Source organism: Pseudomonas sp. MM227 (assembly GCF_947090715.1).
Classification (GTDB): Bacteria; Pseudomonadota; Gammaproteobacteria; order Pseudomonadales; family Pseudomonadaceae; genus Aquipseudomonas; species Aquipseudomonas baltica.
On record NZ_OX352319.1, the window covers coordinates 4,029,140 to 4,049,446 of the forward strand.

A 20,307-nucleotide genomic window follows, 5' to 3' on the forward strand; every position below is an offset into this window, starting at 1 on the left:
GCGATGACGGCCTCGGGTAAACCGTGAAAACGACAACGCCCTCGCCTGTTGCAAAGGCGAGGGCGCGCGGTCGCGATATCAGTTGAACAAGCCGTAGAAGAATAGACGAACGCTATCCCATACGCGGCGGAAAATACCACCTTCCTGTACATCGTCCAGCGCGATCAGGTCGGTGGTCTGAACGATCTTGTCACCGTTCTTCACTTCGACCTTGCCGATCACGTCGCCCTTGGCGATAGGCGCGGTCAGCTGTGGATTCATGGTCATGCTCGCAGCCAGGTTCTTCAACTGGCCCTTGGGCAGGGTCATGGTCAGGTCTTCGGCCAGGCCGGCCTTGATTTCGCGGATGTCGCCTTTCCACACCGGTGCCTTGGCCAGCTCGGTGCCCTTCTGGTAGAAGGTCTGGGTTTCATAGAAGCGGAAGCCGTAGGTCAGCAGCTTCTGGGTTTCGGCAGCGCGGGCCTGCTCGCTGTTGGTGCCGAAGACCACGGCGATCAGGCGCATACCGTCACGTACGGCCGAGGACACCATGCAGTAGCCGGCTTCTTCGGTATGGCCGGTCTTCAGGCCGTCGACGGTCTTGTCGCGCCACAGCAGCAGGTTGCGGTTGGGCTGCTTGATGTTGTTCCAGAAGAACTCCTTCTGCGAGTAGATCGCATAGTGAGCCGGGTCTTCGTGAATGATGGCACGGGCCAGTACCGCCATGTCGTGGGCAGTGGAGTAATGCTCGGGGTTCGGCAGGCCGGTCGGGTTCATGAAGTGGCTGTTGGTCATGCCCAGCTTGCCAGCCGTGGTATTCATCATGTCGGCGAAGGCGTCTTCGCTACCGGCGATGTGCTCGGCGAGCGCCACCGAAGCGTCGTTGCCCGACTGGATGATGATGCCGTGCAGCAGGTCGCTGACCGATACCTGGGTACCGACCTTGATGAACATCCGCGAACCGCCCGTGCGCCAGGCGTTTTCGCTGACGGTGACCGGGTCGTTCTCGCCGATCTGGCCACGACGGATTTCCAGGGTCGCGATGTACGCGGTCATCAGTTTGGTCAGGCTGGCTGGCGGCAGACGCTGGTCGCCGTTGTTTTCAACCAGCACGTTACCGCTGGAAGCTTCCATCAGCACGTAGGATTTGGCAGCCAGTTGCGGCGGCGCTGGCATCATCTGATCTGCCGCCCAAGCGGCAGGGGCGATGATCAGCGGTACAAGCAGGCACAGGCGTTTGGCAAGTGTGGTGATGTTCATCCGTCTCTCGAAATTGCTGATGGGCACATGCCCTTGCGGGCAGTCTTGTTGTGGGCGGCGGCCCGGTGTCGCACGCCCGTTGCCGGGCGCTCATTGCAGCGCCGCCCGCAGGCGGCGCGGTTCAATCCAGTGTCACCAACTTGGGCACGCCAAGATTGGCCATGCGCACGTTGTCCTGAATCTGCTGGGCTTCACCCTGGGAATTGATCGGTCCCAGGCGTACCCGATAGAACGTCTGCTGGTTGACGGCGATCTGGCTGGTGAAAGCCGGCGCGCTGACCATCGAGCTCAGCTTGGAACGCAGCAGCTCCGCAGCGTCGGGGTTGGCGAACGCTCCCACCTGGAGATACAGGCCAGACGCTTGTGCAGAACCGTTTTTTTTGCGTCCATCTGCACCGGCAGCGTGGCGACCGCGTGCTGCTGCGGCGGCGGCGTGTATTGCTCGACCGTACCAGCCGACGGCGTGATGTTGGGCCGGGCCTGCGCCACCACCGGGCCCTGGTTGAGCACCAGTGGCGCCGGACGGCCGCGCTGCGCCCACCATTCCTGCGGGTCGATACCTTCGACACGTACCCGCGCCGTACCCGTCTCGGCGTAGCCCAGCTTTTTCGCCGCGGCATAGGACAGGTCGATGATGCGGTCGGAATAGAACGGCCCGCGATCATTGACCCGCAGCACCACGCTGCGGCTGTTGTCCAGGTTGGTCACGCGTACATAGCTGGGCAGCGGCAGGGTCTTGTGCGCCGCACTCATGCCATACAGATCGTAGACCTCACCGTTGGCGGTGTTCTGGCCATGGAACTTGGTGCCGTACCATGACGCCGTGCCGGTCGCCTGATACTGACGCGACTCGGCGATCGGAAAGTAGGTCTTGCCCAGTACCGTGTAGGGGTTGGCCTTGTACGGTCCGGTGTGCAGGGTGGGCACGGCGTCGGGAATCTTCGACACGTCGACGTCCCACCACGGCGCGCCGTCCTTGTGTGCCCGGTTGATGTTCAGGCCAGGCATGGCTTTGACGGTCGGGCCGGACTGCTTCACGGTACGCGACGGCGGCGGCGTCGATGAGCAACTGGCGAGCAGCAGGCCCAAGGCCGCGCAGGCCGCGATGGCGGAGGATGTATGTATCGGCATTGCCCGCATTACTTGACGCCCCGTGCTTGAACCAGCGATTCCGACAGTTGGTGCACAGCCATGGCGTACATCACACTGCGGTTATAGCGAGTGATTGCATAGAAATTCTTCAGGCCCAGCCAATATTCCGGGCCCTCGGCGCCCTGCAGGCGAAAGGCGGTCACCGGCAGGTCATCGCGTAGCGCATCATGACTCGACCAGCCCAGCGCCCGCAACTGCGCGACATTCTTGACCGGGTCGATGCCCGGGCTCAAGCCGTCGTCGACCTGCGGGCCGGAAACGCCGGCACGGCTGACCACCGGTTGACCGGCCACCCAGCCATGCTCCTTGAAATAGCTGGCAACACTGCCGATGGCGTCATCGGGGTTGGTCCAGATGTTGATGTGACCGTCGCCGTCGAAATCCACCGCGTAGGCGCGGAAGCTGCTGGGCATGAACTGCGGCAGGCCCATGGCGCCGGCGTACGAACCTTTGAGGGTCAATGGATCGAGCTGTTCGTCGCGGGCCAGCAGGAAGAACTCCCGCAGCTCCTTGCGGAAGAATGCCGCGCGTGGCGGGTAATCGAAGCTCAAGGTGGACAACGCGTCGATCACCCGAAAATTGCCGGTGTTGCGACCAAAGAAGGTTTCGACACCGATGATCGCGACGATGACCTGCGCCGGTACGCCGTATTCGCGTTGCGCACGGGCCAGCACCGCTTCGTGCTGGCGCCAGAAATCCACGCCGCGGGCGATGCGCGCATCGGTGATGAACATCGGCCGATACTCGCTCCACGGCTTGACCCGTTCGGCGGGACGCGAGATCGCGTCCAGAATCGACTGCTTGCGCTCGACTTCCCTGAACACTTCGTTCAACTGCTCGCTGGCGAAGCCATAGTCGCGGGTCATTTCACCAATGAACTGGGTCACCTGGGGCGAGCCACCGTAGTCGCCGGCGCTGGCATGCTGTGCCGACCCCAACAGGCCCATCAGGCCGATCCAGGGAACGTTCCGAGCTGCCCAGCTACGCATTACTTGCATGCAATTGCTCACCTTATTCAAACCTGTGCGATCCACTTGCGATGGGTGTGGATCGACATCAAAACGCCAAACGCTGACAGCAGGGTCACCAGCGAAGTTCCGCCGTAGCTAATGAAAGGCAACGGCACCCCCACCACCGGCAGCAGGCCACTGACCATACCGATATTGACGAAAACGTAAACAAAAAAAGTCATGGTCAAGCTGCCGGCGAGCAACTTTCCGTACAGGGTCTGGGCCTGCGCGGTGATCACCAGCCCACGGCCGATCAGCAGCAGATAGATCAACAGCAGCGCGCAGATACCGACCAGGCCGAACTCCTCGCCGAGCACCGCGATGATGAAGTCGGTGTGGCTTTCGGGGAGGAAGTCCAGGTGCGACTGGGTGCCCAGCAGCCAGCCCTTGCCGAACACGCCACCCGAACCGATCGCCGCCTTGGACTGGATGATGTTCCAGCCGGTACCCAGCGGATCGCTCTCCGGGTCGAGAAAGGTCAGGATCCGCTGCTTCTGGTAGTCGTGCATGATGAAGAACCACATGCCGACCGCCACCGGTACCGCCGCCGCCAGCACGCTGGCGATCCAGCGCCAGCGCAACCCGGCCATGAACAGCACGAAGGAGCCGGAAGCCAGGATCAGCAGTGACGTGCCGAGGTCTGGCTGGCGCACGATCAGCGCAAAGGGAATGCCGATCAGGGCCAGGCTCACCACCACGTGCTTGAGGGTCGGCGGCAGGGTCCGCTTGGCCAGGTACCAGGCGATGGTCGCCGGCATGATGATCTTCATGAACTCCGAGGGCTGGAAGCGGATGACCCCGGGGATGTTGATCCAGCGCGTGGCGCCCATGGCGTTGTGGCCCATGACGTCAACTACCACCAGCAGTATCACCCCGGTCACATAGGCCAGGGGCACCCAGCGCGCCATGAAACGCGGTTCGAGCTGGGCGATGACGAACATCGACACCAGGCCCAGGCCGAAGGACGTGGCCTGCTTGATCAGCAGGTCCCAGTTCTTGCCGCTGGCCGAATAGAGGACGAACAGGCTGCCCGCCGCCAGGGTCAGCAGCAGGATCAGCAACGGGCCGTCGATGTGAATGCGCTGCAAAAATGTTGCGCGGCGACGCATCACATCCTCACTGGAGAGGATGCGGTCGAAATTACTCTTCAAGGGCGGTGATCTCCGCGCCCGTGGCGCTGGCGTATTCGGGTTTCAACTGGCCGTCGGGGCCGAGCAGCCAGGCGTCCATGATCTGGCGCACCACCGGCGCCGCCACGCCCGAGCCGGACTCGCCGTTCTCGACCATGACCGAGACCACGATGCGCGGGTTGTCCGCGGGCGCGAAGCCGACGAACAAGGCATGGTCGCGATGGCGCTCCTGGACCTTGCTGCGGTCGTACTTCTCGCCTTGGCGAATGGCGACGACCTGGGCCGTACCGGACTTGCCGGCGATTCGGTACTTGGCACCGATGGCAGCCTTGCGCGCGGTACCGCGGGCACCCTGCATGACCTGCTCCATGCCGTGGGTGACCTTGGCCCAGTCGGACGGATTGCGCAGCACGATGTCGGGCACCGGATTCTCGTCCACCGGCGGCACGCCTTCGATGGTGCGCGCCAGCCGCGGGCGGTTCCACTTGCCCTTGTTGGCGACCAGGGCGGTGGCCTGGGCCAGTTGCAGCGGCGTGGCCTGCATGTAGCCCTGTCCAATGCCCAGAATGAGCGTTTCGCCGGGGAACCAGGCTTGCCGGCGGGTCTTGCGTTTCCATTCGCGCGAGGGCATCAGGCCCGGCGACTCTTCGAACATGTCCAGCGAGACCTTCTGGCCGATGCCGAACTGGCCCATGTAGTTGTCCAGCTTGTCGATGCCCAGCTTGTGCGCCAGGTCATAGAAATAGGTGTCGTTGGAACGCATGATGGCGGTGTCCAGGTCTACCCAGCCATCGCCTGTGCGGTTCCAGTTGCGGTATTTATGGTCGTAGTTGGGCAGTTGATAGAAGCCTGGGTCGAACACCCGCGACCCGGCGTTGATCACGCCTGAGTCCAGCCCGGCGATCGCCACCGCAGGCTTGATCGTCGAACCGGGCGGATACAGGCCGCGCAACACACGGTTGAACAGCGGTCGATCGATGGAATCGCGCAGGTCGGCATAGGCCTGGAAACCGATGCCGGTGACGAACAGGTTGGGATCGAAGCTGGGCTGGCTGACCATTGCCAGCACCTCCCCGGTGCGCGGGTCCATCGCCACGATCGCGCCGCGACGGCCGCCCAGCGCCTCTTCGGCGGCTTCCTGCAACTTGATGTCCAGGCTCAGGACGATGTCCTTGCCCGGTTTCGGATCGGTGCGCTTGAGCACCCGCAGCACACGACCGCGAGCGTTGGTCTCGACTTCCTCGTAGCCCACCGTGCCGTGCAGTTCCGGCTCGTAGAAGCGCTCGATGCCGGTCTTGCCGATATGGTGCGTGCCGCTGTAGTCCACCGGATCCAGGGTCTTGAGCTCCTTCTCGTTGATGCGCCCGACATAGCCCACCGAGTGCGCGAAATGCGCCCCCTGCGGGTAATGCCGTACCAACTGCGCGACCACCTCCACACCCGGCAGGCGAAACTGGTTCACCGCGACCCGGGCGATCTGCTCTTCGTTGAGTTCGAACAGGATCGGTACCGGCTCGAACGGTCGACGTCCCTGCTTCATGCGACGCTCGAACAGCTGCCGGTCTTCGTCGCTGAGCTCCAGCACCTCGACGATGGTATCGAGTACCTGACGCCAGTCACCGGAGCGTTCGCGGGTCATGCTCAGGCTGAAGCTGGGGCGGTTGTCGGCCACGACCACGCCGTTGCGGTCGAAGATCAGCCCACGGGTGGGGGGTATCGGCTGCACATGCACCCGATTGTTCTCCGAAAGCGTGGAGTGATATTCGTACTGGATCACCTGCAGGAAATACAGGCGCGCGATCAGCACGCAGATGAGAACCAGGATGGCCGCTGCACCGACCACGACGCGGCTGCGCACGGTGCGCGCGTCTTTCTCGTGGTCCTTGAGGCGAATCGGCTGGGACATCGGCTGGTTTACGGCCTATTTGTGATAAGGGTGCCCGGACAGCACGGTCCAGGCGCGATACAGCTGTTCACCGATAAGTATCCGTACCAGCGGGTGAGGCAAGGTCAGCGGCGACAGCGACCAGCGCTGCTCGGCACGGGCGCAGACTTCCGGCGCCAGCCCCTCGGGGCCACCGACCATGAAGTTCACCGTGCGCGAGTCCAGGCGCCAGCGATCCAGTTCCACCGCCAACTGCTCGGTGCTCCAGGGCTTGCCGTGCACTTCCAGGGTAACGATGCGCTCCCCCGGACCGACCTTGGCCAGCATCGCCTCGCCTTCCTGGCGGATAAAGCGGGCCACGTCGGCATTCTTGCCGCGGGTATTGAGCGGGATTTCGACCAGGTCCAGTGCCAGCTCGGCGGGCAGACGCTTGGCATATTCATGCCAGCCTTCTTCCACCCACTTGGGCATGCGCGAACCCACCGCGATCAGACGCAGACGCATGGCCCAGGCTTATTCGTTGCCAGGGGTGTGATGCGCGGCGCTGGCAGCACGGCTCTGCTCGGCACCCTGCCACAGGCGTTCCAGGTCGTAGAACTGGCGCGCGGCAGCGGTCATCATGTGCACCACGACGGTGTCCAGGTCCAGCAGCACCCAGTCGCTGTCGCCCGCGCCTTCTTCGCCCAGTGGCTTGACGCCCTTGGCCTTGACCAGCTCGCGCACCTTTTCGCGCATGGCGCTGATCTGGCGGTTGGAGGTACCGGTGGCGATCACCATGAAGTCGGTGATGCTGTTCTTGTCACGCACGTCGATGACCAGGATGTCCTGAGCCTTGACGTCTTCGAGGGCGAGCTGGGTCAGCTCGACGATTTCTTCAGCGGGGATTGCTTGCTTATTGCTCATAAAAAAACTCGTTCAGTTCAATTGGACGCACGGTACAGCCCGTGCGCCTCGATGTAGGCCAATACTGCGTCGGGCACCAGGAAACGTACCGACTTGCCGCTGGCCAGCAGTTGACGGATCTGGGTGGCCGACACCGCGAGCGGTGCCTGCCAGACGAAAGTAATCTGCCCGCAGGCTCCCTTGAGGGCTTGCGGGTCGCTGATGGAACGCGCCGCCACCAGGTTGCGCAGGGCATCCGGCAGCTCGGTGTCCGCATCAGGTCGCTGCAACACGACGATGTGGCAGTGTTGCAGCAGTTCTTCCCAGCGGTACCAGGAGGGCAAGCCACAAAAGGCATCCCACCCCAGCAGCAGGAGCAACTGGTCCTGCGGGTCGAGCTCGGCACGCATCGACACCAGCGTGTCGAGGGTGTACGACGGTTTGTCGCGCGCCAGTTCACGGTCATCCACGGTCAGGGGCGCCAGCCCCTCTACCGCGGCACGCACCATGGCCAGGCGCTGCTCGGCCGATACCTGCGGCTGGTCGCGATGCGGCGGCCGGGCGCTGGGCACCAATCGCAGATCGTCCAGGCCCAGGGCCTCGACCACTTCCACGGCGCCGCGCAGATGACCGATGTGCACCGGGTCGAAGGTACCGCCCAGCACGCCGATTCGACGTGCAGTGCGCGATTGTACAGCGTAGGGACCGGGCCGGTTCGGTGCGGTCAACTCAGACCGGCTCCTGGCCGCGCAACTGGCCATCGCCGATCACCACGTATTTCTCGCAGGTCAGGCCTTCGAGGCCCACCGGGCCGCGGGCGTGGATCTTGTCGGTGGAAATGCCGATCTCGGCACCCAGGCCATATTCGAAACCATCGGCGAAACAGGTCGGCGCGTTGACCATCACGGACGCGGAGTCGACTTCGGCAACAAAGCGACGGGCATGGCCCTGCTGCTCGGTGACGATCGCATCGGTGTGATGGGAGCCATGCTGGTTGATGTGTTCGATGGCTTGGTCCAGGCCGTCGACCACCCGAATGGACAGGATGGCGGCCAGGTACTCGGTGTTCCAGTCTTCTTCGCTGGCCGGTACGGCTTCGATCAGGTCGCGGGTGCGCGGGCAACCGCGCAGCTCGACGCCTTTCTCGCGGAACTGCGCCGCCATCGGCGGCAGAAAACTCGCCGCCACCGACTGGTCGACCAGCAGCGTTTCCATGGCGCCGCAGATGCCGTAACGATAGGTCTTGGCGTTGAACGCGATGCGTTGCGCCTTGGCCAGGTCGGCGCCTGCGTCGACGAACACATGGCAGATGCCGTCCAGGTGCTTGATCACCGGCACCTTGGCATCACGACTGACGCGCTCGATCAGCCCTCGCCCGCCCCGTGGCACGATGATATCGACGTACTCGGGCATGCTGATCAGCGCGCCGACCGCGGCGCGGTCGGTGGTGCCCACGACCTGTACCACGGCGGCGGGCAAGCCGGCTTCGGCGAGGCCGCGCTGGATGCAGGTGGCGATGGCACGATTGGAGTGGATGGCCTCGGAGCCGCCACGCAAAATGGTGGCGTTACCCGATTTCAGGCACAGGCTGGCCGCGTCGATGGTCACGTTGGGCCGCGACTCGTAGATGATGCCGACCACACCCAGCGGCACGCGCATCTTGCCGACCTGGATGCCCGAGGGCCGGTAGCTCATGTCTCGGATCGCCCCGACCGGATCCGGCAGACTGGCCACCTGGCGCAGGCCGACGATCATGCCGTCGATACGCGCAGGGGTCAGCGCCAGGCGCTCGAGCATGGCCGCGTCCAGGCCATTGGCGCGACCGGCTGCCAAATCCTGCTCGTTGGCGGCAACCAGTTCGGCACGGGCGCTGTCCAAGGCACTGGCCGCCGCCTGCAGGGCGCGATTCTTCTGCGCGGTGCTGGCACGGCCAATGACCCGCGAGGCTTCACGGGCAGCGCGACCCAGGCGGGTCATGTAGTCAAGAACGGACTCGGTCATGGTCTCTGTGGTCTTGGCAAAGAGGAAAGCGGCTGATTATAGCTGTCACGTACGCCCACTAACAGCGGTGACGGGCGGATGGTCGAAAACACCTCTTTAAACATATGTCCGCGGGCCTCACCGATGTGCAATTGCTATCATCCACCGCGACACCGAATGGACCCCGTTATGTTCAACCCGTTGCCCGATGCCTTTTTCGACACCGACGCGCAATCCCTCGCCCGTGCATTGCTGGGCAAGGTGATCCGCCACCGTCAGGGTCCGTACTGGTTGTCGGCGCGCATCATCGAAACCGAGGCGTACTACGTCACGGATCGCGGCAGCCATGCATCGCTGGGTTATACCCACAAACGCCGCGCGCTGTTCCTCGAAGGCGGGCACATCTATATGTACTACGCCCGTGGCGGCGACTCGCTGAACTTCAGCGCGCAGGGTCCGGGCAATGCGGTACTGATCAAGTCCGCCTACCCCTGGCTCGACGCGCACACCGGCGACGATGCCTTCGCCCGGATGCAGCTCAACAACCCCGACGCCAGCGGCCTGCCGCGCCCGGCCCAGCGCCTGTGCGCCGGGCAGACCCTGCTGTGCAAGGCCCTGGGGCTGAAGGTACCGGTGTGGGACGCCCAGCGCTTCGACACTGAACAGCTATTCGTCGACGACGTCGGCGCCGATGTCCCGCAAATCCTGCAGACCACGCGCCTGGGTATTCCCCTGGGCCGCGACGAACACCTGCCGTACCGCTTCGTGGATGCCGGCTATGCCCGGTTCTGCACGCGCAACCCCCTGCGTCGCGGCCAGACAGACGGCCGCGATTACTTCTCGATCTTTCAAGGAACCTGACTCATGGGCGAATGGCTGGACAGTCTGACGGGCTGGCTGACGTTGCATCCACAGTGGCTGGGGGTGGCGATCTTCGCCATTGCCTGCATCGAATGCCTGGCAATCGCCGGCATTGTCGTACCCGGCACCGTGGTGTTGTTCGCTGTGGCCGTACTGGCCGGCAACGGCGCGTTGTCGCTCAGCGAAACACTGATGCTGGGCTATGCCGGCGGTCTTCTCGGCGACGCCATCTCGTACGCCCTGGGTCGACGTTTTCAACAGAGCATCCGCGGCCTGCCGCTGCTGCGCACGAACCCGCAATGGCTGGAAACTGCAGAAGGCTACTTCCATCGCTATGGCGTGGCGAGCCTTTTGGTCGGACGTTTCATCGGCCCGCTGCGGCCAATGCTGCCCATGGTCGCCGGCATGCTGGAAATGCCATTGCCACGCTTCATTCTGGTCAGCCTGGTGGCTGCCGCCGGCTGGTCGGTGGCCTATCTGCTGCCGGGCTGGGCGACGGGCGCCGCTTTCCGCTTGCCGCTGCCCGAGGACTTCTGGCCCCAGGCCGGTATCGTTGCGGCCTGCATCGCCTTGTTGATGGGGCTCAGCCTGCATGCCACCTGGCGCGACCGCGAGCGCGGGACGTTATTGATCGCCCTCGCCTCGCTGATCATGCTGATCGCCCTGTTCTTCGGCTTCCCGCATCTGAGCGCACTGGATAACGGCCTCAAGGCGCTGGTTCAGGAACATCGCAGCGAAGCGGCGGAAACCTTCGTGGTGCTGGTCACGCGCATCGGTGATTTCCGCACCCAGTTCATGGTGGCCGGACTGCTCACCGCGCTGCTGCTGATCACCCGCCAATGGCGTCCGGCGCTGTTCGCCTGCGCGACCATGCTGATCACGGCGCTGCTCAACGGCTCGTTGAAACACCTGGTCGCCCGGCAGCGGCCCGACGTGCTGCTCGAGCCGCTGACCACGTTCAGCATGCCCAGCGGGCACAGCTCGGCGGCCTTCGCGTTCTTTCTGAGCCTGGCGATACTGGCCGGGCGTCGACAGACACCGCGCATGCGCCTGGTGTGGGTCATTCTGGCGAGCATTCCGGCGCTGTCGATCGCACTGTCGCGGGTGTACCTCGGTGCTCACTGGCCGACCGACATCATTGCCGGCAGCATGCTGGCCTGTTTTGTCTGTGCCTCGTGCCTGGCCGCCGTGGAATACCGTCGGCCACTGCCGGCGATGCCGTTGCATGTCTGGTGGCTGGTCGTGCCAGCGTGTACGTTGCTGCTGGGTTTCTTTGCCGTGCACGGGCTGCCGTCGGCGCTGGAAGGCTATCGCTACATGGAATGAGAGCGCACCAAGTGCCCTTGGCTTGCTTGCATCAGGCCAGGGCGTCGCCCTGCAGACTGTCGAGCAGCGCCTGGATTGCCACCAGGCGCAGGCCCGGGTCGCTTTCGGCGAGCAACTGTTCTTTCTCCTGCTCGGTGAACGGCAGCAGATAGGCCAATTGGTTGCCCAGCGACTGCTGGCCCTGAGCACCGGCGGTCATGCCCAGCGCCGCCACCATCGGGTGCTCGGCCAAGGCCAGCAGCAGGGCCTGCAGGTCGGCGTGGGTATCGCCCAGCGGCTGCTCGGCCTGATCTTCCAGCCACTGCACGTCTGCCGTCAGCAATTGATCGCGCTGCAGGTGGGTGGTCTCGATGCGGAAACGCCGAGCGCCCTGCACGCGGATACCCAACAGACCGTTTTCTTGCTGCTGGAAATCAGTGATTACCGCTTCGCAGCCGAACGTGGCATGCGCGCTGGGCGCCTGGCCCACTTCGCGCCCTGCCATGATGCCGACCACGCCAAAGCCGGCGCCCTGCTTCATGCAGCGCCCGATCATGTCCAGATAGCGCGCTTCGAATATCTGCAGATCCAGCACGCAACCGGGGAACAGCACGGTATTGAGGGGAAAGAGTGGCAATGTCATGGCTTGTGTCCTCACGCGAATACGCTGATGGCCAGGGGCAGAAAAACGGCGGTACCGACACCCATCAGACTCATGGCCAGCGCCGCGAAGGCGCCGGTTTCTTCACTTTCCTGCAACGCCAGCGATGTGCCCACGGCATGCGCGTTAAGGCCCAATGCCATGCCCCGCGCCGCCGGGTGGTCGATGCCCAGCAAAGACAGCAGGCCGGGGCCGAAGATTCCGCCGATGACGCCGGTGATCAGCACGAACACGGCCGCCAGCGCCGCGACGCCGCCGATCTGCTCCGCCACCAGCATGGCGATCGGCGAGGTGACCGACTTGGGCGCCATGGTCATCAGAATCATGTGGTCGGCGCCCAAACCCCAACCCAGCAGCAGGCACAGCACGGTCGCGAACAGGCCGCCCAGGCCCAGGGTAATCAGGGTCGGCCAAAGCAGTTGGCGAATGCGCCGCAGGTTGAGAAACAGCGGCACCGCCAGGGCCACGGTCGCCGGGCCGAGCAGGATGCCGAGAATCTCGGTGCTCTTGCGGTATTCGGCGTAGCTGATCCCGCAGCCTACCAGCACCGCAACCAGCAGCAACATGGACAGCAGCACCGGTTGCAGAAAGATCCAGCGGGTTTTTTCGTAGCCGGCGAGCACCAACTGGTAGGCGCCCAGGGTGATGCCGATGCCGAACAGCGGATGGTGGATGACCGCCTGCAGGGTGCCTTGCCAGTCCAGCATCATGGTTGCACCGGGTGATCATGCCGACGCCTGCGAATCAACCGCTGCATCAACCAACCGACGAACACGGTAGAGACCGTGACGGAAATCACCAGCGAGCCGACGATGGCCCAGAAGTCATCGGCGATCTGCTGGGCATAGACCATCACGCCCACCGCAGGTGGCACCAGCAGCAGCGGCAGGTAGCGCAGCAGGCTGTTGGCCGCCAGGCCCAGGGGCTCGCCGACCTCGCCACGTACCATGAGGTAGATGAGCAGCAGCACCAGGCCGATGATCGGACCGGGCAACACGGGCAGCAACAGATGATTGAGGGCAGTGCCCAGCAGCTGGAACAGGACCAGCCAGGTCAAACCGCGTAGCAACATTGCAGGTCTCCTTTGCAAGCCAGGCATTATAAGCCCCCAAGGCATGCCCCAGGGTGATGCAAGATGGCGCACCCCCATGATCGGATCCGGTAACGGTAAACCCATCCGACAGTCATCCGGCTCTGGCCTTAAAAGCGCCCTGCATCTGTTGTGCACCCTTGCATCTGCGGCATACTCGGCGCCTCAATCGCCCGGACCCCGTCATGCGCCCTCTCGCCCCCCTCGCCCTTTCGTTGTTGATCGCCGCTTGCGGAGATGGCGAGCCACTGTCGCCGCCCGACGCGCGACTGCCCGATGGCGGTCGCTACCGCGGAGAGGTGGTCAATGGGCTGTTGCAGGGTCAGGGCCGTGTCGACTATCCCAATGGCAGCGGCTACGCCGGGCAGTTCAAGGACGGCCAGTGGCAGGGTCAGGGCCAGTGGCATGGGCGCAACGGCGAGGTCTACACCGGCGGCTTCGATCATGGCCTGTTCCATGGCCAAGGCACCCTGATCGCTCGCGGCACCACCTACACCGGCGGCTTCGTCAAGGGTCGGCGCCAGGGCGAAGGGACCTTCAAGGAAGCCGGCGTGGCGTACCGCGGCGGGTTCAAGGAAGACCAGTATTCGGGCGCCGGGCACATCGAACTCGACGACGGCAGCCAGTACCAGGGCTGGTTCGCCCACGGCAAGCCCAATGGCGAAGGCACCCGCAGCGATGCCGCAGGCAACCAGTTCAGCGGCACCTTCGTCAATGGCCTGCTCGAAGGGCACGGCACGTTCAGCAATGCCGACGGCGATCAGTACATCGGCAACTTCCACCTCAACCAGCTGCATGGTCGCGGCCGCTACGAAAACGCCGCAGGCGATGTGTGGATCGGCACGTTCAAGGAAGGCGTACTCAGCGGCAAGGGCGAGATGTTCGCCAGCGACGGCAGCCACTACAAGGGCGAGTTCGCCGATTGGCGCTTCAGTGGCAAGGGCTGGCTGGCGCTGGCCGACGGCAGCATCTACAGCGGCACCTTCGAGAACGACACCTACCAGGGCCAGGGCAGCCTGACCCTGAAGGACGGCAGCAGCCAGGTCGGCTATTGGCTCAATGGCCAGCGTATCCGTGATGCGCAAGGTCATCTGTTGCCCGATCCGCTGGAACTGGGGCTGCTCAATCAGGGGCAACTGCTGGAACAAGCGCTCGCGGCAATCCCGCAGTCCACTGCAGCGATCGAGCTTTACAGCCTGGCGCTGGCCGGCGACGGCAAGCAAAGCGTGTTCATGCGCGAAGCCGATTACGTCTCCGGCATGCTGGCCAGTCGTTTTGGCGCGGTCGGACAGATCACCCTGGCCAACCACCGCGATCATCTGGCCGATCGGCTGATGGCCAGCCGCGAGACCCTCAGCCGCAGCGTGCAGACGCTGGCCGCGCGCAGCGGCCCGGAAGACCTGGTGTTCATCTACCTGACCAGTCACGGCACCAGCGAACATGAACTGGTGCTCGATCAGCCACGCCTGCAGTTGGGCGACCTGCCGGCCGATGAACTCGCCGCAGTGCTGGCGCCGCTCAAGGGCCGCGACAAGGTGGTGGTCATCTCGGCTTGCTATTCGGGCGGATTCATCCCCGCGCTCAGGGACGAGAAAACCCTGGTCATGACCGCTTCGCGGGCCGACCGGGTGTCTTTCGGCTGCTCCGAAGAAGCCGACTTCACCTATTTCGGCGACGCCTTGTTCGCCCAGGCCTTCAACCAGACGGACGACCTGCAGCAGGCTTTCGAACTTGCCAGCCGGCACGTTGCCGAACGGGAGATCGCCGATAATTACGAAGCCTCGCAGCCGCAGATCTGGGCGCCCAAAGGGGTCCTCGCGCATTGGCAGCGATTGCGCCAACAACAGGCCAAGCGGGCGCTGCTCGACGCCGCCACGCCTGACAACAAGCAATAGGGCATCTGCTTCACGCTGCCTGTATCAAGGGAGACATTGCATGTACTTGACGCCGCAGCACATCCTTCTGGCCGGCGCCACCGGCCTGACCGGCGAGCATTTGCTCGACCGCCTGCTCGCCGAGCCGACCGTGCAACGGGTCCTGGCCCCCACCCGGCGCCCGCTGGCCGAGCACGCGCACCTGGACAACCCGGTGGGGCCACTGCTGGCCTTGCTGGCGGATCTGCAGGGCCCGGTGGACATCGCCTTCTCGTGCCTGGGCACGACCATCAAGCAGGCCGGCTCGCAAGAGGCATTCCGCGAAGTCGACCACCAGCTCATCGTCGCCTATGCCCAGCGCGCCCGCGAGCTGGGTGCACGCCACTTCCTGCTGATCAGCGCCATCGACGCCGACCCGCAATCCTCGGTGTTCTACAACCGCGTCAAGGGTGAAACCGAGCAGGCCCTGCGTGCCCAGGGCTGGCCGCAACTGACCATCGCTCGGCCGTCGGTACTGATCGGCGACCGCGTCGAAGCACGCCTGGCCGAGCGCATTGCCGGGCCGCTGTCGAAGCTGATTCCGGGCAAGTACCACGGCATCGAAGCGCTGCAACTGGCGCGCGCCCTGTGGCGCCTGGCGCTCGAAGAGCAGGACGGCGTGCGCGTGGTGGAGTCGGACGAGCTGCGGCGCCTGGGCAAATAGCCCGCAGCCGGCGCGTCAGTCGTCGCTGCCGTGGTGGTGCTCGCCCCAGCGCGGCAGCATGTCCTGAGGAATATCCAGCAGGTTGAGCACCCGTGCGACGACGAAGTCGATCAGGTCGTCGATGGTCTGCGGCTGGTGATAGAAGCCCGGCGCTGCCGGCAGGATCACCGCGCCCATCTGCGACAGCTTGAGCATGTTCTCCAGATGAATGGTCGAGAACGGTGCCTCGCGCGGCACCAGGATCAACTGCCGACGTTCCTTGAGCGTTACATCGGCAGCGCGCTCGATGAGGTTGTTGCAGGCGCCGCTGGCGATGGCCGACAGGGTGCCGGTCGAGCACGGCACCACCACCATGGCGCTGGGCGCGCCGGAGCCCGATGCCACCGGCGACATCCAGTCTTCCTTGCCATACACGCGGATCTGTCCGGCGGACGCCCCGGTGTACTCGTTGAGAAAGGCCTGCATGGCCTGCGGCTTGGCCGGCAAGCTGACGTCGGTTTCCGTGGCCAGCACCAGTTGCGCGGCCTTGGAGATGAGGAAATGCACCTCGCGGTCTTCGCGCACCAGGCAGTCGAGCAGGCGCAAGCCGTACTGCGCGCCCGACGCGCCGGTCATGGCCAGGGTGATCCGCTGCGGGCCGCTCACTTGAGGGCCTGCGCCAGTTTCAGATGCAGGCCGCCGAAACCGCCGTTGCTCATGATCACTACGTGGGTACCTGGCCGTGCCTGGCTCTTGACCCGCTCGATGATGGCTTCCAGCGAATCGGCGACGATGGCCGGAACCGGGCACTGGGCAGCCGTGGCGGCCAGATCCCAGCCGAGGTTGGGCGGCGCATACCAAATGACCTGATCGGCATCGCGGACACTCTCGGGCAGACCGTCGCGGTGCGCGCCCAGCTTCATGGAGTTGGAGCGCGGCTCGATCACGGCGATCAACGCCGCATCGCCAATGCGCTTGCGCAAGCCGTCCAGGGTAGTGGCGATAGCCGTGGGGTGATGGGCGAAGTCGTCATAGAGGGTAACGCCCTGCACTTCGGCCACCCACTCCATGCGCCGCTTGACGCTCTTGAACGCGCACAGCGCCTCGATACCCAACGGCGCGACCACGCCCACGTGGCGGGCAGCAGCCAGCGTTGCCAAGGCGTTGGCCACGTTATGCTGGCCGGTCAGCGGCCACTCCACGGTGCCCTGCACGACACCTTCGAAGGAAACCTCGAAGCGCGACCCATCCGCACTGAGCAGGTTAGCCTGCCACTGGCCGTTCTCCCCCGTGGTCTGTACCGGTGTCCAGCAACCCATCTCGATCACTCGGCCCAGTGCCGGCTCGGTGGTGGGGTGGATCACCAGGCCCTCGCTGGGCACGGTTCGAATCAGGTGGTGGAACTGGCGCTCGATGGCGGCCAGGTCGGGGAAGATGTCGGCATGATCGAATTCGAGGTTGTTGAGAATCGCCGTGCGCGGACGGTAGTGGACGAACTTGGAACGCTTGTCGAAGAACGCACTGTCGTACTCGTCTGCCTCGACCACGAAGAACGGCGTCTGCCCCAGGCGCGCCGAAACCGCGAAATTCTGCGGCACACCGCCGATCAGGAAGCCGGGCGCCATGCCCGCATGCTCCAGCACCCAGGCCAGCATGCTGCTGGTGGTGGTCTTGCCGTGGGTACCGGCCACGGCCAGCACCCAGCGCCCCTGCAGCACATGATCGGCCAGCCACTGCGGGCCGGACACGTAGGGCAAACCCTTGTTCAGTAGATACTCGACCGCCGGGTTGCCGCGCGACAGGGCATTGCCGATCACCACCAGGTCGGGCGCAGGTTCCAGCTGGGTGGCGTCGTAGCCCTGGGTCAGCTCGATGCCCTGAGCCTGCAGCTGGGTACTCATGGGCGGATAGACATTGGCGTCCGAACCGGTGACACGGTGCCCCAGTTCCTTGGCGAGCACTGCCAGGGAGCCCATGAAGGTGCCGCAGATACCGAGAATGTGAATGTGCATGATTGGCCTCGTAAAACGTCGAGGCAGGGTAGCGTAGGGTAGGAAAAATCGCATCCTTTGATTGGTGATCCTTCCTCTTCGGCCTGCTGTTTACAGGTGTTTCAAGGCGCCGTGCTCGCCTTTGTTCTACGCTTACCGGGCGCTACGGCGCGTCCTCCACAGAACCACAACAGCAGGAGACACCCCATGCGTTACGCACACCCGGGCACCGAAGGCGCCAAGGTCGAATTCAAGACCAAATACGGCAACTATATCGGCGGTGAATTCGTCGCGCCGGTGGACGGCAACTACTTCACCACCACCTCGCCGGTGAACGGCCAGCCCATCGCCGAATTCCCCCGCTCCAACGCCAAGGATATCGACAAGGCGCTGGACGCCGCCCACGCCGCCGCCGATGCCTGGGGCGCCACCTCGGTGCAGGCCCGCTCGCTGGTCCTGCTGAAGATCGCCGACCGTATCGAACAAAACCTTGAAACCCTGGCCATCACCGAAACCTGGGACAACGGCAAGGCCATCCGTGAAACCCTGAACGCCGACATCCCGCTGGCGGCCGATCATTTCCGCTACTTCGCCGGCTGTCTGCGTGCCCAGGAAGGCAGCGCTGCCGAGATCGACGGCAACACCGTGGCCTACCATATCCACGAACCGCTGGGCGTGGTCGGGCAGATCATCCCGTGGAACTTCCCGATCCTGATGGCGGCCTGGAAGCTCGCCCCGGCCCTGGCCGCCGGCAACTGCGTGGTGCTCAAGCCGGCCGAGCAGACCCCCTTGGGCATCACCGTGCTGATGGAGCTGATCGGTGACCTGCTGCCGCCGGGCGTGCTCAACGTGGTCCAGGGATTCGGCAAGGAGGCGGGCGAGGCCCTGGCCACCAGCAAGCGCATCGCCAAGATCGCCTTCACCGGTTCGACGCCGGTGGGCTCGCACATCATGAAGTGCGCCGCCGAGAACATCATCCCCTCGACCGTGGAACTGGGCGGCAAATCGCCGAACATCTTTTTCGAAGACATCATGCAGGCCGAGCAGACCTTCATCGAAAAGGCCGCCGAAGGGTTGGTGCTGGCCTTTTTCAACCAGGGCGAAGTGTGCACCTGCCCTTCCCGCGCGCTGGTGCAGGAATCCATCTACCCGGCCTTCATGAAAGAAGTCATGAAGAAAGTCGAGCAGATCAAGCGCGGCGATCCGCTGGACACCGACACCATGGTCGGCGCCCAGGCGTCGGAGCAACAGTTCGACAAGATTCTGTCCTACCTGGAAATCGCCAAGAGCGAAGGCGCCGAGCTGCTGACCGGTGGTCAGGTGCAGAAACTCGAAGGTGCCCTGTCGACCGGCTATTACATCCAGCCGACCCTGCTCAAGGGCACCAACAAGATGCGTGTCTTCCAGGAAGAAATCTTCGGCCCGGTGGTCAGCATCACCACCTTCAAGGACGAAGCCGAAGCGCTGGCCATCGCCAATGACACCGAATTCGGCCTGGGCGCCGGCGTCTGGACCCGCGACATCAACCGTGCCTGGCGCATGGGCCGCGGCATCAAGGCCGGGCGTGTCTGGACCAACTGCTACCACCTGTACCCGGCGCACGCCGCGTTCGGTGGCTACAAGAAATCCGGTGTGGGCCGCGAGACGCACAAGATGATGCTCGACCACTACCAGCAGACCAAGAACCTGCTGGTCAGCTACGACATCAACCCACTGGGCTTTTTCTGACCCAAACGGCGGCGCAGGGACGCTTCGGCGTCCGTCGCCTGCCGCTGCGAACACGGGATGTTGCGCACGCCCGGCGCGCGACCGTTCGTCGGTTTGCCCGGCGTGACGAGCCTGCCCAACAAACCTGCCTCACCCATCGGTATACTGCGCGGATTCTTCACGACCGGATCCGCACAGGTACCTCCCATGGAATTCAGCTTCATCGACCTCATCCTGCACCTGGATGTGTACCTCAACATGCTGGTGACCCAGTACGGCACCTGGGTCTACGCGATCCTGTTCCTGGTGATCTTCTGCGAAACCGGCCTGGTGGTAATGCCTTTCCTGCCTGGCGACTCGCTGCTGTTCATCGCCGGCGCGGTAGCGGCAGGTGGCGGCATGGATCCGTTCCTGCTCGCTGGCCTGTTGATGACCGCCGCCATCCTTGGCGACAGCACCAACTACATCGTCGGGCGTACCGTGGGCGACAAGCTGTTCAGCAACCCGGACTCGAAGATCTTCCGCCGCGATTACCTAGACCAGACTCACGCCTTCTATGCCCGCCACGGCGGCAAGACGGTAACCCTGGCGCGGTTCCTGCCGATCCTGCGCACCTTCGCCCCGTTCGTGGCTGGCGTTGGCAAGATGCACTACCCGCGCTTCCTGGGCTTCAGTGTGCTGGGCACGGTGTTGTGGGTCGGTGGTCTGGTGACCCTGGGTTACTTCTTCGGCAACATGCCGTTCATCAAGCAGAACCTGACCCTGCTGATCGTCGCGATCATTCTGATTTCGCTGCTGCCGATGATCGTCGGCTTGCTGCGCAGCCGCACGGCCCGCACCGCACCGACGCGCTGAGCC

General features: G+C 64.2%; 20 protein-coding genes and 1 pseudogene. 6 read left to right on the top strand and 15 right to left on the bottom strand.

Annotation, left to right across the window (positions count from 1 at the left end; translation table 11 throughout):
* Positions 1-78 precede the first annotated feature (78 nt).
* From ONG87_RS18345 to ONG87_RS18385, 9 genes and pseudogenes are all read right to left on the bottom strand, one after another.
* On the bottom strand, positions 79-1,239 hold the full coding sequence (locus tag ONG87_RS18345; protein WP_122475529.1) for a D-alanyl-D-alanine carboxypeptidase family protein: 1,161 nt from the start codon (positions 1,237-1,239) through the stop codon (positions 79-81).
* 121 nt (positions 1,240-1,360) lie between these two features.
* Positions 1,361-2,379 (bottom strand): annotated as a pseudogene (locus tag ONG87_RS18350) (septal ring lytic transglycosylase RlpA family protein).
* Positions 2,379-3,389, bottom strand: a complete 1,011-nt coding sequence (mltB, locus tag ONG87_RS18355; RefSeq protein WP_264381806.1) for a lytic murein transglycosylase B — start codon at positions 3,387-3,389, stop codon at positions 2,379-2,381. The pseudogene ONG87_RS18350 and the gene mltB overlap by 1 nt, the downstream one beginning before the upstream one ends.
* A gap of 17 nt (positions 3,390-3,406) precedes the next feature.
* Positions 3,407-4,510 carry a rod shape-determining protein RodA gene (gene rodA, locus ONG87_RS18360; protein ID WP_163007397.1) on the bottom strand — a complete coding sequence of 368 codons (1,104 nt, stop codon included), beginning with the start codon at positions 4,508-4,510 and terminating at the stop codon, positions 3,407-3,409.
* A gap of 31 nt (positions 4,511-4,541) precedes the next feature.
* On the bottom strand, positions 4,542-6,437 hold the full coding sequence (gene mrdA / locus ONG87_RS18365; protein ID WP_122795465.1) for a penicillin-binding protein 2: 1,896 nt from the start codon (positions 6,435-6,437) through the stop codon (positions 4,542-4,544).
* Positions 6,438-6,452: 15 nt separating this feature from the next.
* Positions 6,453-6,920 carry a 23S rRNA (pseudouridine(1915)-N(3))-methyltransferase RlmH gene (gene rlmH, locus ONG87_RS18370; RefSeq protein WP_043192648.1) on the bottom strand — a complete coding sequence of 156 codons (468 nt, stop codon included), beginning with the start codon at positions 6,918-6,920 and terminating at the stop codon, positions 6,453-6,455.
* Positions 6,921-6,929: 9 nt separating this feature from the next.
* Entirely contained in the window at positions 6,930-7,319 is a 390-nt protein-coding gene (gene rsfS, locus ONG87_RS18375) for a ribosome silencing factor (protein ID WP_122475539.1), read from the bottom strand.
* A gap of 17 nt (positions 7,320-7,336) precedes the next feature.
* Positions 7,337-8,059: a nicotinate-nucleotide adenylyltransferase gene (nadD, locus tag ONG87_RS18380; protein WP_122475541.1), complete on the bottom strand. Its 723-nt coding sequence runs from the start codon at positions 8,057-8,059 to the stop codon at positions 7,337-7,339.
* Complete coding sequence (locus tag ONG87_RS18385) at positions 8,028-9,299, bottom strand: glutamate-5-semialdehyde dehydrogenase (RefSeq protein WP_264381807.1); 1,272 nt, start codon at positions 9,297-9,299, stop codon at positions 8,028-8,030. Before ONG87_RS18385 ends, nadD begins: the two co-directional genes overlap by 32 nt.
* Positions 9,300-9,467: 168 nt before the next feature.
* Here ONG87_RS18385 and ONG87_RS18390 point away from each other — a divergent pair, with 168 nt between their 5' ends.
* A complete protein-coding gene (locus tag ONG87_RS18390; RefSeq protein WP_264381808.1) occupies positions 9,468-10,139 on the top strand; it encodes a DNA-3-methyladenine glycosylase in 672 nt (223 codons plus the stop codon).
* 3 nt (positions 10,140-10,142) lie between these two features.
* The gene (locus ONG87_RS18395; RefSeq protein WP_122795468.1) at positions 10,143-11,465 is read left to right on the top strand and encodes a bifunctional DedA family/phosphatase PAP2 family protein; all 1,323 of its coding nucleotides are present in this window, start codon (positions 10,143-10,145) and stop codon (positions 11,463-11,465) included.
* Positions 11,466-11,496: 31 nt separating this feature from the next.
* Here the strand turns inward: ONG87_RS18395 and ONG87_RS18400 are convergent, their stop codons facing one another.
* From ONG87_RS18400 to ONG87_RS18410, 3 genes are read right to left on the bottom strand one after another with little or no spacing between them, the layout of a single operon-like run.
* Positions 11,497-12,087, bottom strand: coding sequence for an LON peptidase substrate-binding domain-containing protein (locus ONG87_RS18400; RefSeq protein ID WP_264381809.1), 591 nt, complete (start codon positions 12,085-12,087; stop codon positions 11,497-11,499).
* Positions 12,088-12,098: 11 nt separating this feature from the next.
* Positions 12,099-12,815 (bottom strand): LrgB family protein, encoded by a 717-nt coding sequence (locus ONG87_RS18405; RefSeq protein WP_122475551.1) that lies wholly within the window; start codon positions 12,813-12,815, stop codon positions 12,099-12,101.
* Positions 12,812-13,177 carry a CidA/LrgA family protein gene (locus ONG87_RS18410; protein ID WP_122475553.1) on the bottom strand — a complete coding sequence of 122 codons (366 nt, stop codon included), beginning with the start codon at positions 13,175-13,177 and terminating at the stop codon, positions 12,812-12,814. The genes ONG87_RS18405 and ONG87_RS18410 overlap by 4 nt, the downstream gene beginning before the upstream one ends.
* A gap of 203 nt (positions 13,178-13,380) precedes the next feature.
* Between ONG87_RS18410 and ONG87_RS18415 the strand changes: the two genes are divergently transcribed.
* Both ONG87_RS18415 and ONG87_RS18420 read left to right on the top strand, forming a co-directional pair.
* Positions 13,381-15,090 (top strand): C13 family peptidase, encoded by a 1,710-nt coding sequence (locus ONG87_RS18415; RefSeq protein ID WP_192054846.1) that lies wholly within the window; start codon positions 13,381-13,383, stop codon positions 15,088-15,090.
* A gap of 40 nt (positions 15,091-15,130) precedes the next feature.
* Positions 15,131-15,772, top strand: a complete 642-nt coding sequence (locus tag ONG87_RS18420) for an oxidoreductase (protein WP_122475557.1) — start codon at positions 15,131-15,133, stop codon at positions 15,770-15,772.
* A 15-nt stretch (positions 15,773-15,787) separates the two neighbouring features.
* Here ONG87_RS18420 and ubiX read toward each other — a convergent pair whose 3' ends face one another.
* On the bottom strand, positions 15,788-16,417 hold the full coding sequence (ubiX, locus tag ONG87_RS18425) for a flavin prenyltransferase UbiX (protein ID WP_122795472.1): 630 nt from the start codon (positions 16,415-16,417) through the stop codon (positions 15,788-15,790).
* Positions 16,414-17,763, bottom strand: a complete 1,350-nt coding sequence (gene mpl, locus ONG87_RS18430) for a UDP-N-acetylmuramate:L-alanyl-gamma-D-glutamyl-meso-diaminopimelate ligase (protein ID WP_264381810.1) — start codon at positions 17,761-17,763, stop codon at positions 16,414-16,416. The genes ubiX and mpl overlap by 4 nt, the downstream gene beginning before the upstream one ends.
* Before the next feature lie 186 nt (positions 17,764-17,949).
* On the opposite strand from mpl, the gene ONG87_RS18435 reads away from it, so the two are divergent.
* Positions 17,950-19,470 carry an aldehyde dehydrogenase family protein gene (locus ONG87_RS18435; RefSeq protein ID WP_122475563.1) on the top strand — a complete coding sequence of 507 codons (1,521 nt, stop codon included), beginning with the start codon at positions 17,950-17,952 and terminating at the stop codon, positions 19,468-19,470.
* On the opposite strand, the gene ONG87_RS18440 is transcribed toward ONG87_RS18435, so the two are convergent.
* A complete protein-coding gene (locus ONG87_RS18440) occupies positions 19,440-19,673 on the bottom strand; it encodes a hypothetical protein (RefSeq protein ID WP_264381811.1) in 234 nt (77 codons plus the stop codon). The genes ONG87_RS18435 and ONG87_RS18440 overlap by 31 nt on opposite strands.
* Here ONG87_RS18440 and ONG87_RS18445 point away from each other — a divergent pair.
* Positions 19,657-20,304 carry a DedA family protein gene (locus ONG87_RS18445; RefSeq protein ID WP_122475565.1) on the top strand — a complete coding sequence of 216 codons (648 nt, stop codon included), beginning with the start codon at positions 19,657-19,659 and terminating at the stop codon, positions 20,302-20,304. The genes ONG87_RS18440 and ONG87_RS18445 overlap by 17 nt on opposite strands.
* Positions 20,305-20,307 lie beyond the last annotated feature (3 nt).

Bases quoted from the DNA above. Each gene is read 5' to 3' on its own strand.
- ONG87_RS18345 (WP_122475529.1), bottom strand. From the start codon at position 1,239: ATGAACATCACCACACTTGCCAAACGCCTGTGCCTGCTTGTACCGCTG.
- mltB (WP_264381806.1), bottom strand. From the start codon at position 3,389: ATGCAAGTAATGCGTAGCTGGGCAGCTCGGAACGTTCCCTGGATCGGC.
- rodA (WP_163007397.1), bottom strand. From the start codon at position 4,510: ATGCGTCGCCGCGCAACATTTTTGCAGCGCATTCACATCGACGGCCCG.
- mrdA (WP_122795465.1), bottom strand. From the start codon at position 6,437: ATGTCCCAGCCGATTCGCCTCAAGGACCACGAGAAAGACGCGCGCACC.
- rlmH (WP_043192648.1), bottom strand. From the start codon at position 6,920: ATGCGTCTGCGTCTGATCGCGGTGGGTTCGCGCATGCCCAAGTGGGTG.
- rsfS (WP_122475539.1), bottom strand. From the start codon at position 7,319: ATGAGCAATAAGCAAGCAATCCCCGCTGAAGAAATCGTCGAGCTGACC.
- nadD (WP_122475541.1), bottom strand. From the start codon at position 8,059: ATGGCCAGTTGCGCGGCCAGGAGCCGGTCTGAGTTGACCGCACCGAAC.
- ONG87_RS18385 (WP_264381807.1), bottom strand. From the start codon at position 9,299: ATGACCGAGTCCGTTCTTGACTACATGACCCGCCTGGGTCGCGCTGCC.
- ONG87_RS18390 (WP_264381808.1), top strand. From the start codon at position 9,468: ATGTTCAACCCGTTGCCCGATGCCTTTTTCGACACCGACGCGCAATCC.
- ONG87_RS18395 (WP_122795468.1), top strand. From the start codon at position 10,143: ATGGGCGAATGGCTGGACAGTCTGACGGGCTGGCTGACGTTGCATCCA.
- ONG87_RS18400 (WP_264381809.1), bottom strand. From the start codon at position 12,087: ATGACATTGCCACTCTTTCCCCTCAATACCGTGCTGTTCCCCGGTTGC.
- ONG87_RS18405 (WP_122475551.1), bottom strand. From the start codon at position 12,815: ATGATGCTGGACTGGCAAGGCACCCTGCAGGCGGTCATCCACCATCCG.
- ONG87_RS18410 (WP_122475553.1), bottom strand. From the start codon at position 13,177: ATGTTGCTACGCGGTTTGACCTGGCTGGTCCTGTTCCAGCTGCTGGGC.
- ONG87_RS18415 (WP_192054846.1), top strand. From the start codon at position 13,381: ATGCGCCCTCTCGCCCCCCTCGCCCTTTCGTTGTTGATCGCCGCTTGC.
- ONG87_RS18420 (WP_122475557.1), top strand. From the start codon at position 15,131: ATGTACTTGACGCCGCAGCACATCCTTCTGGCCGGCGCCACCGGCCTG.
- mpl (WP_264381810.1), bottom strand. From the start codon at position 17,763: ATGCACATTCACATTCTCGGTATCTGCGGCACCTTCATGGGCTCCCTG.
- ONG87_RS18435 (WP_122475563.1), top strand. From the start codon at position 17,950: ATGCGTTACGCACACCCGGGCACCGAAGGCGCCAAGGTCGAATTCAAG.
- ONG87_RS18445 (WP_122475565.1), top strand. From the start codon at position 19,657: ATGGAATTCAGCTTCATCGACCTCATCCTGCACCTGGATGTGTACCTC.
- ONG87_RS18440 (WP_264381811.1), bottom strand. From the start codon at position 19,673: ATGAAGCTGAATTCCATGGGAGGTACCTGTGCGGATCCGGTCGTGAAG.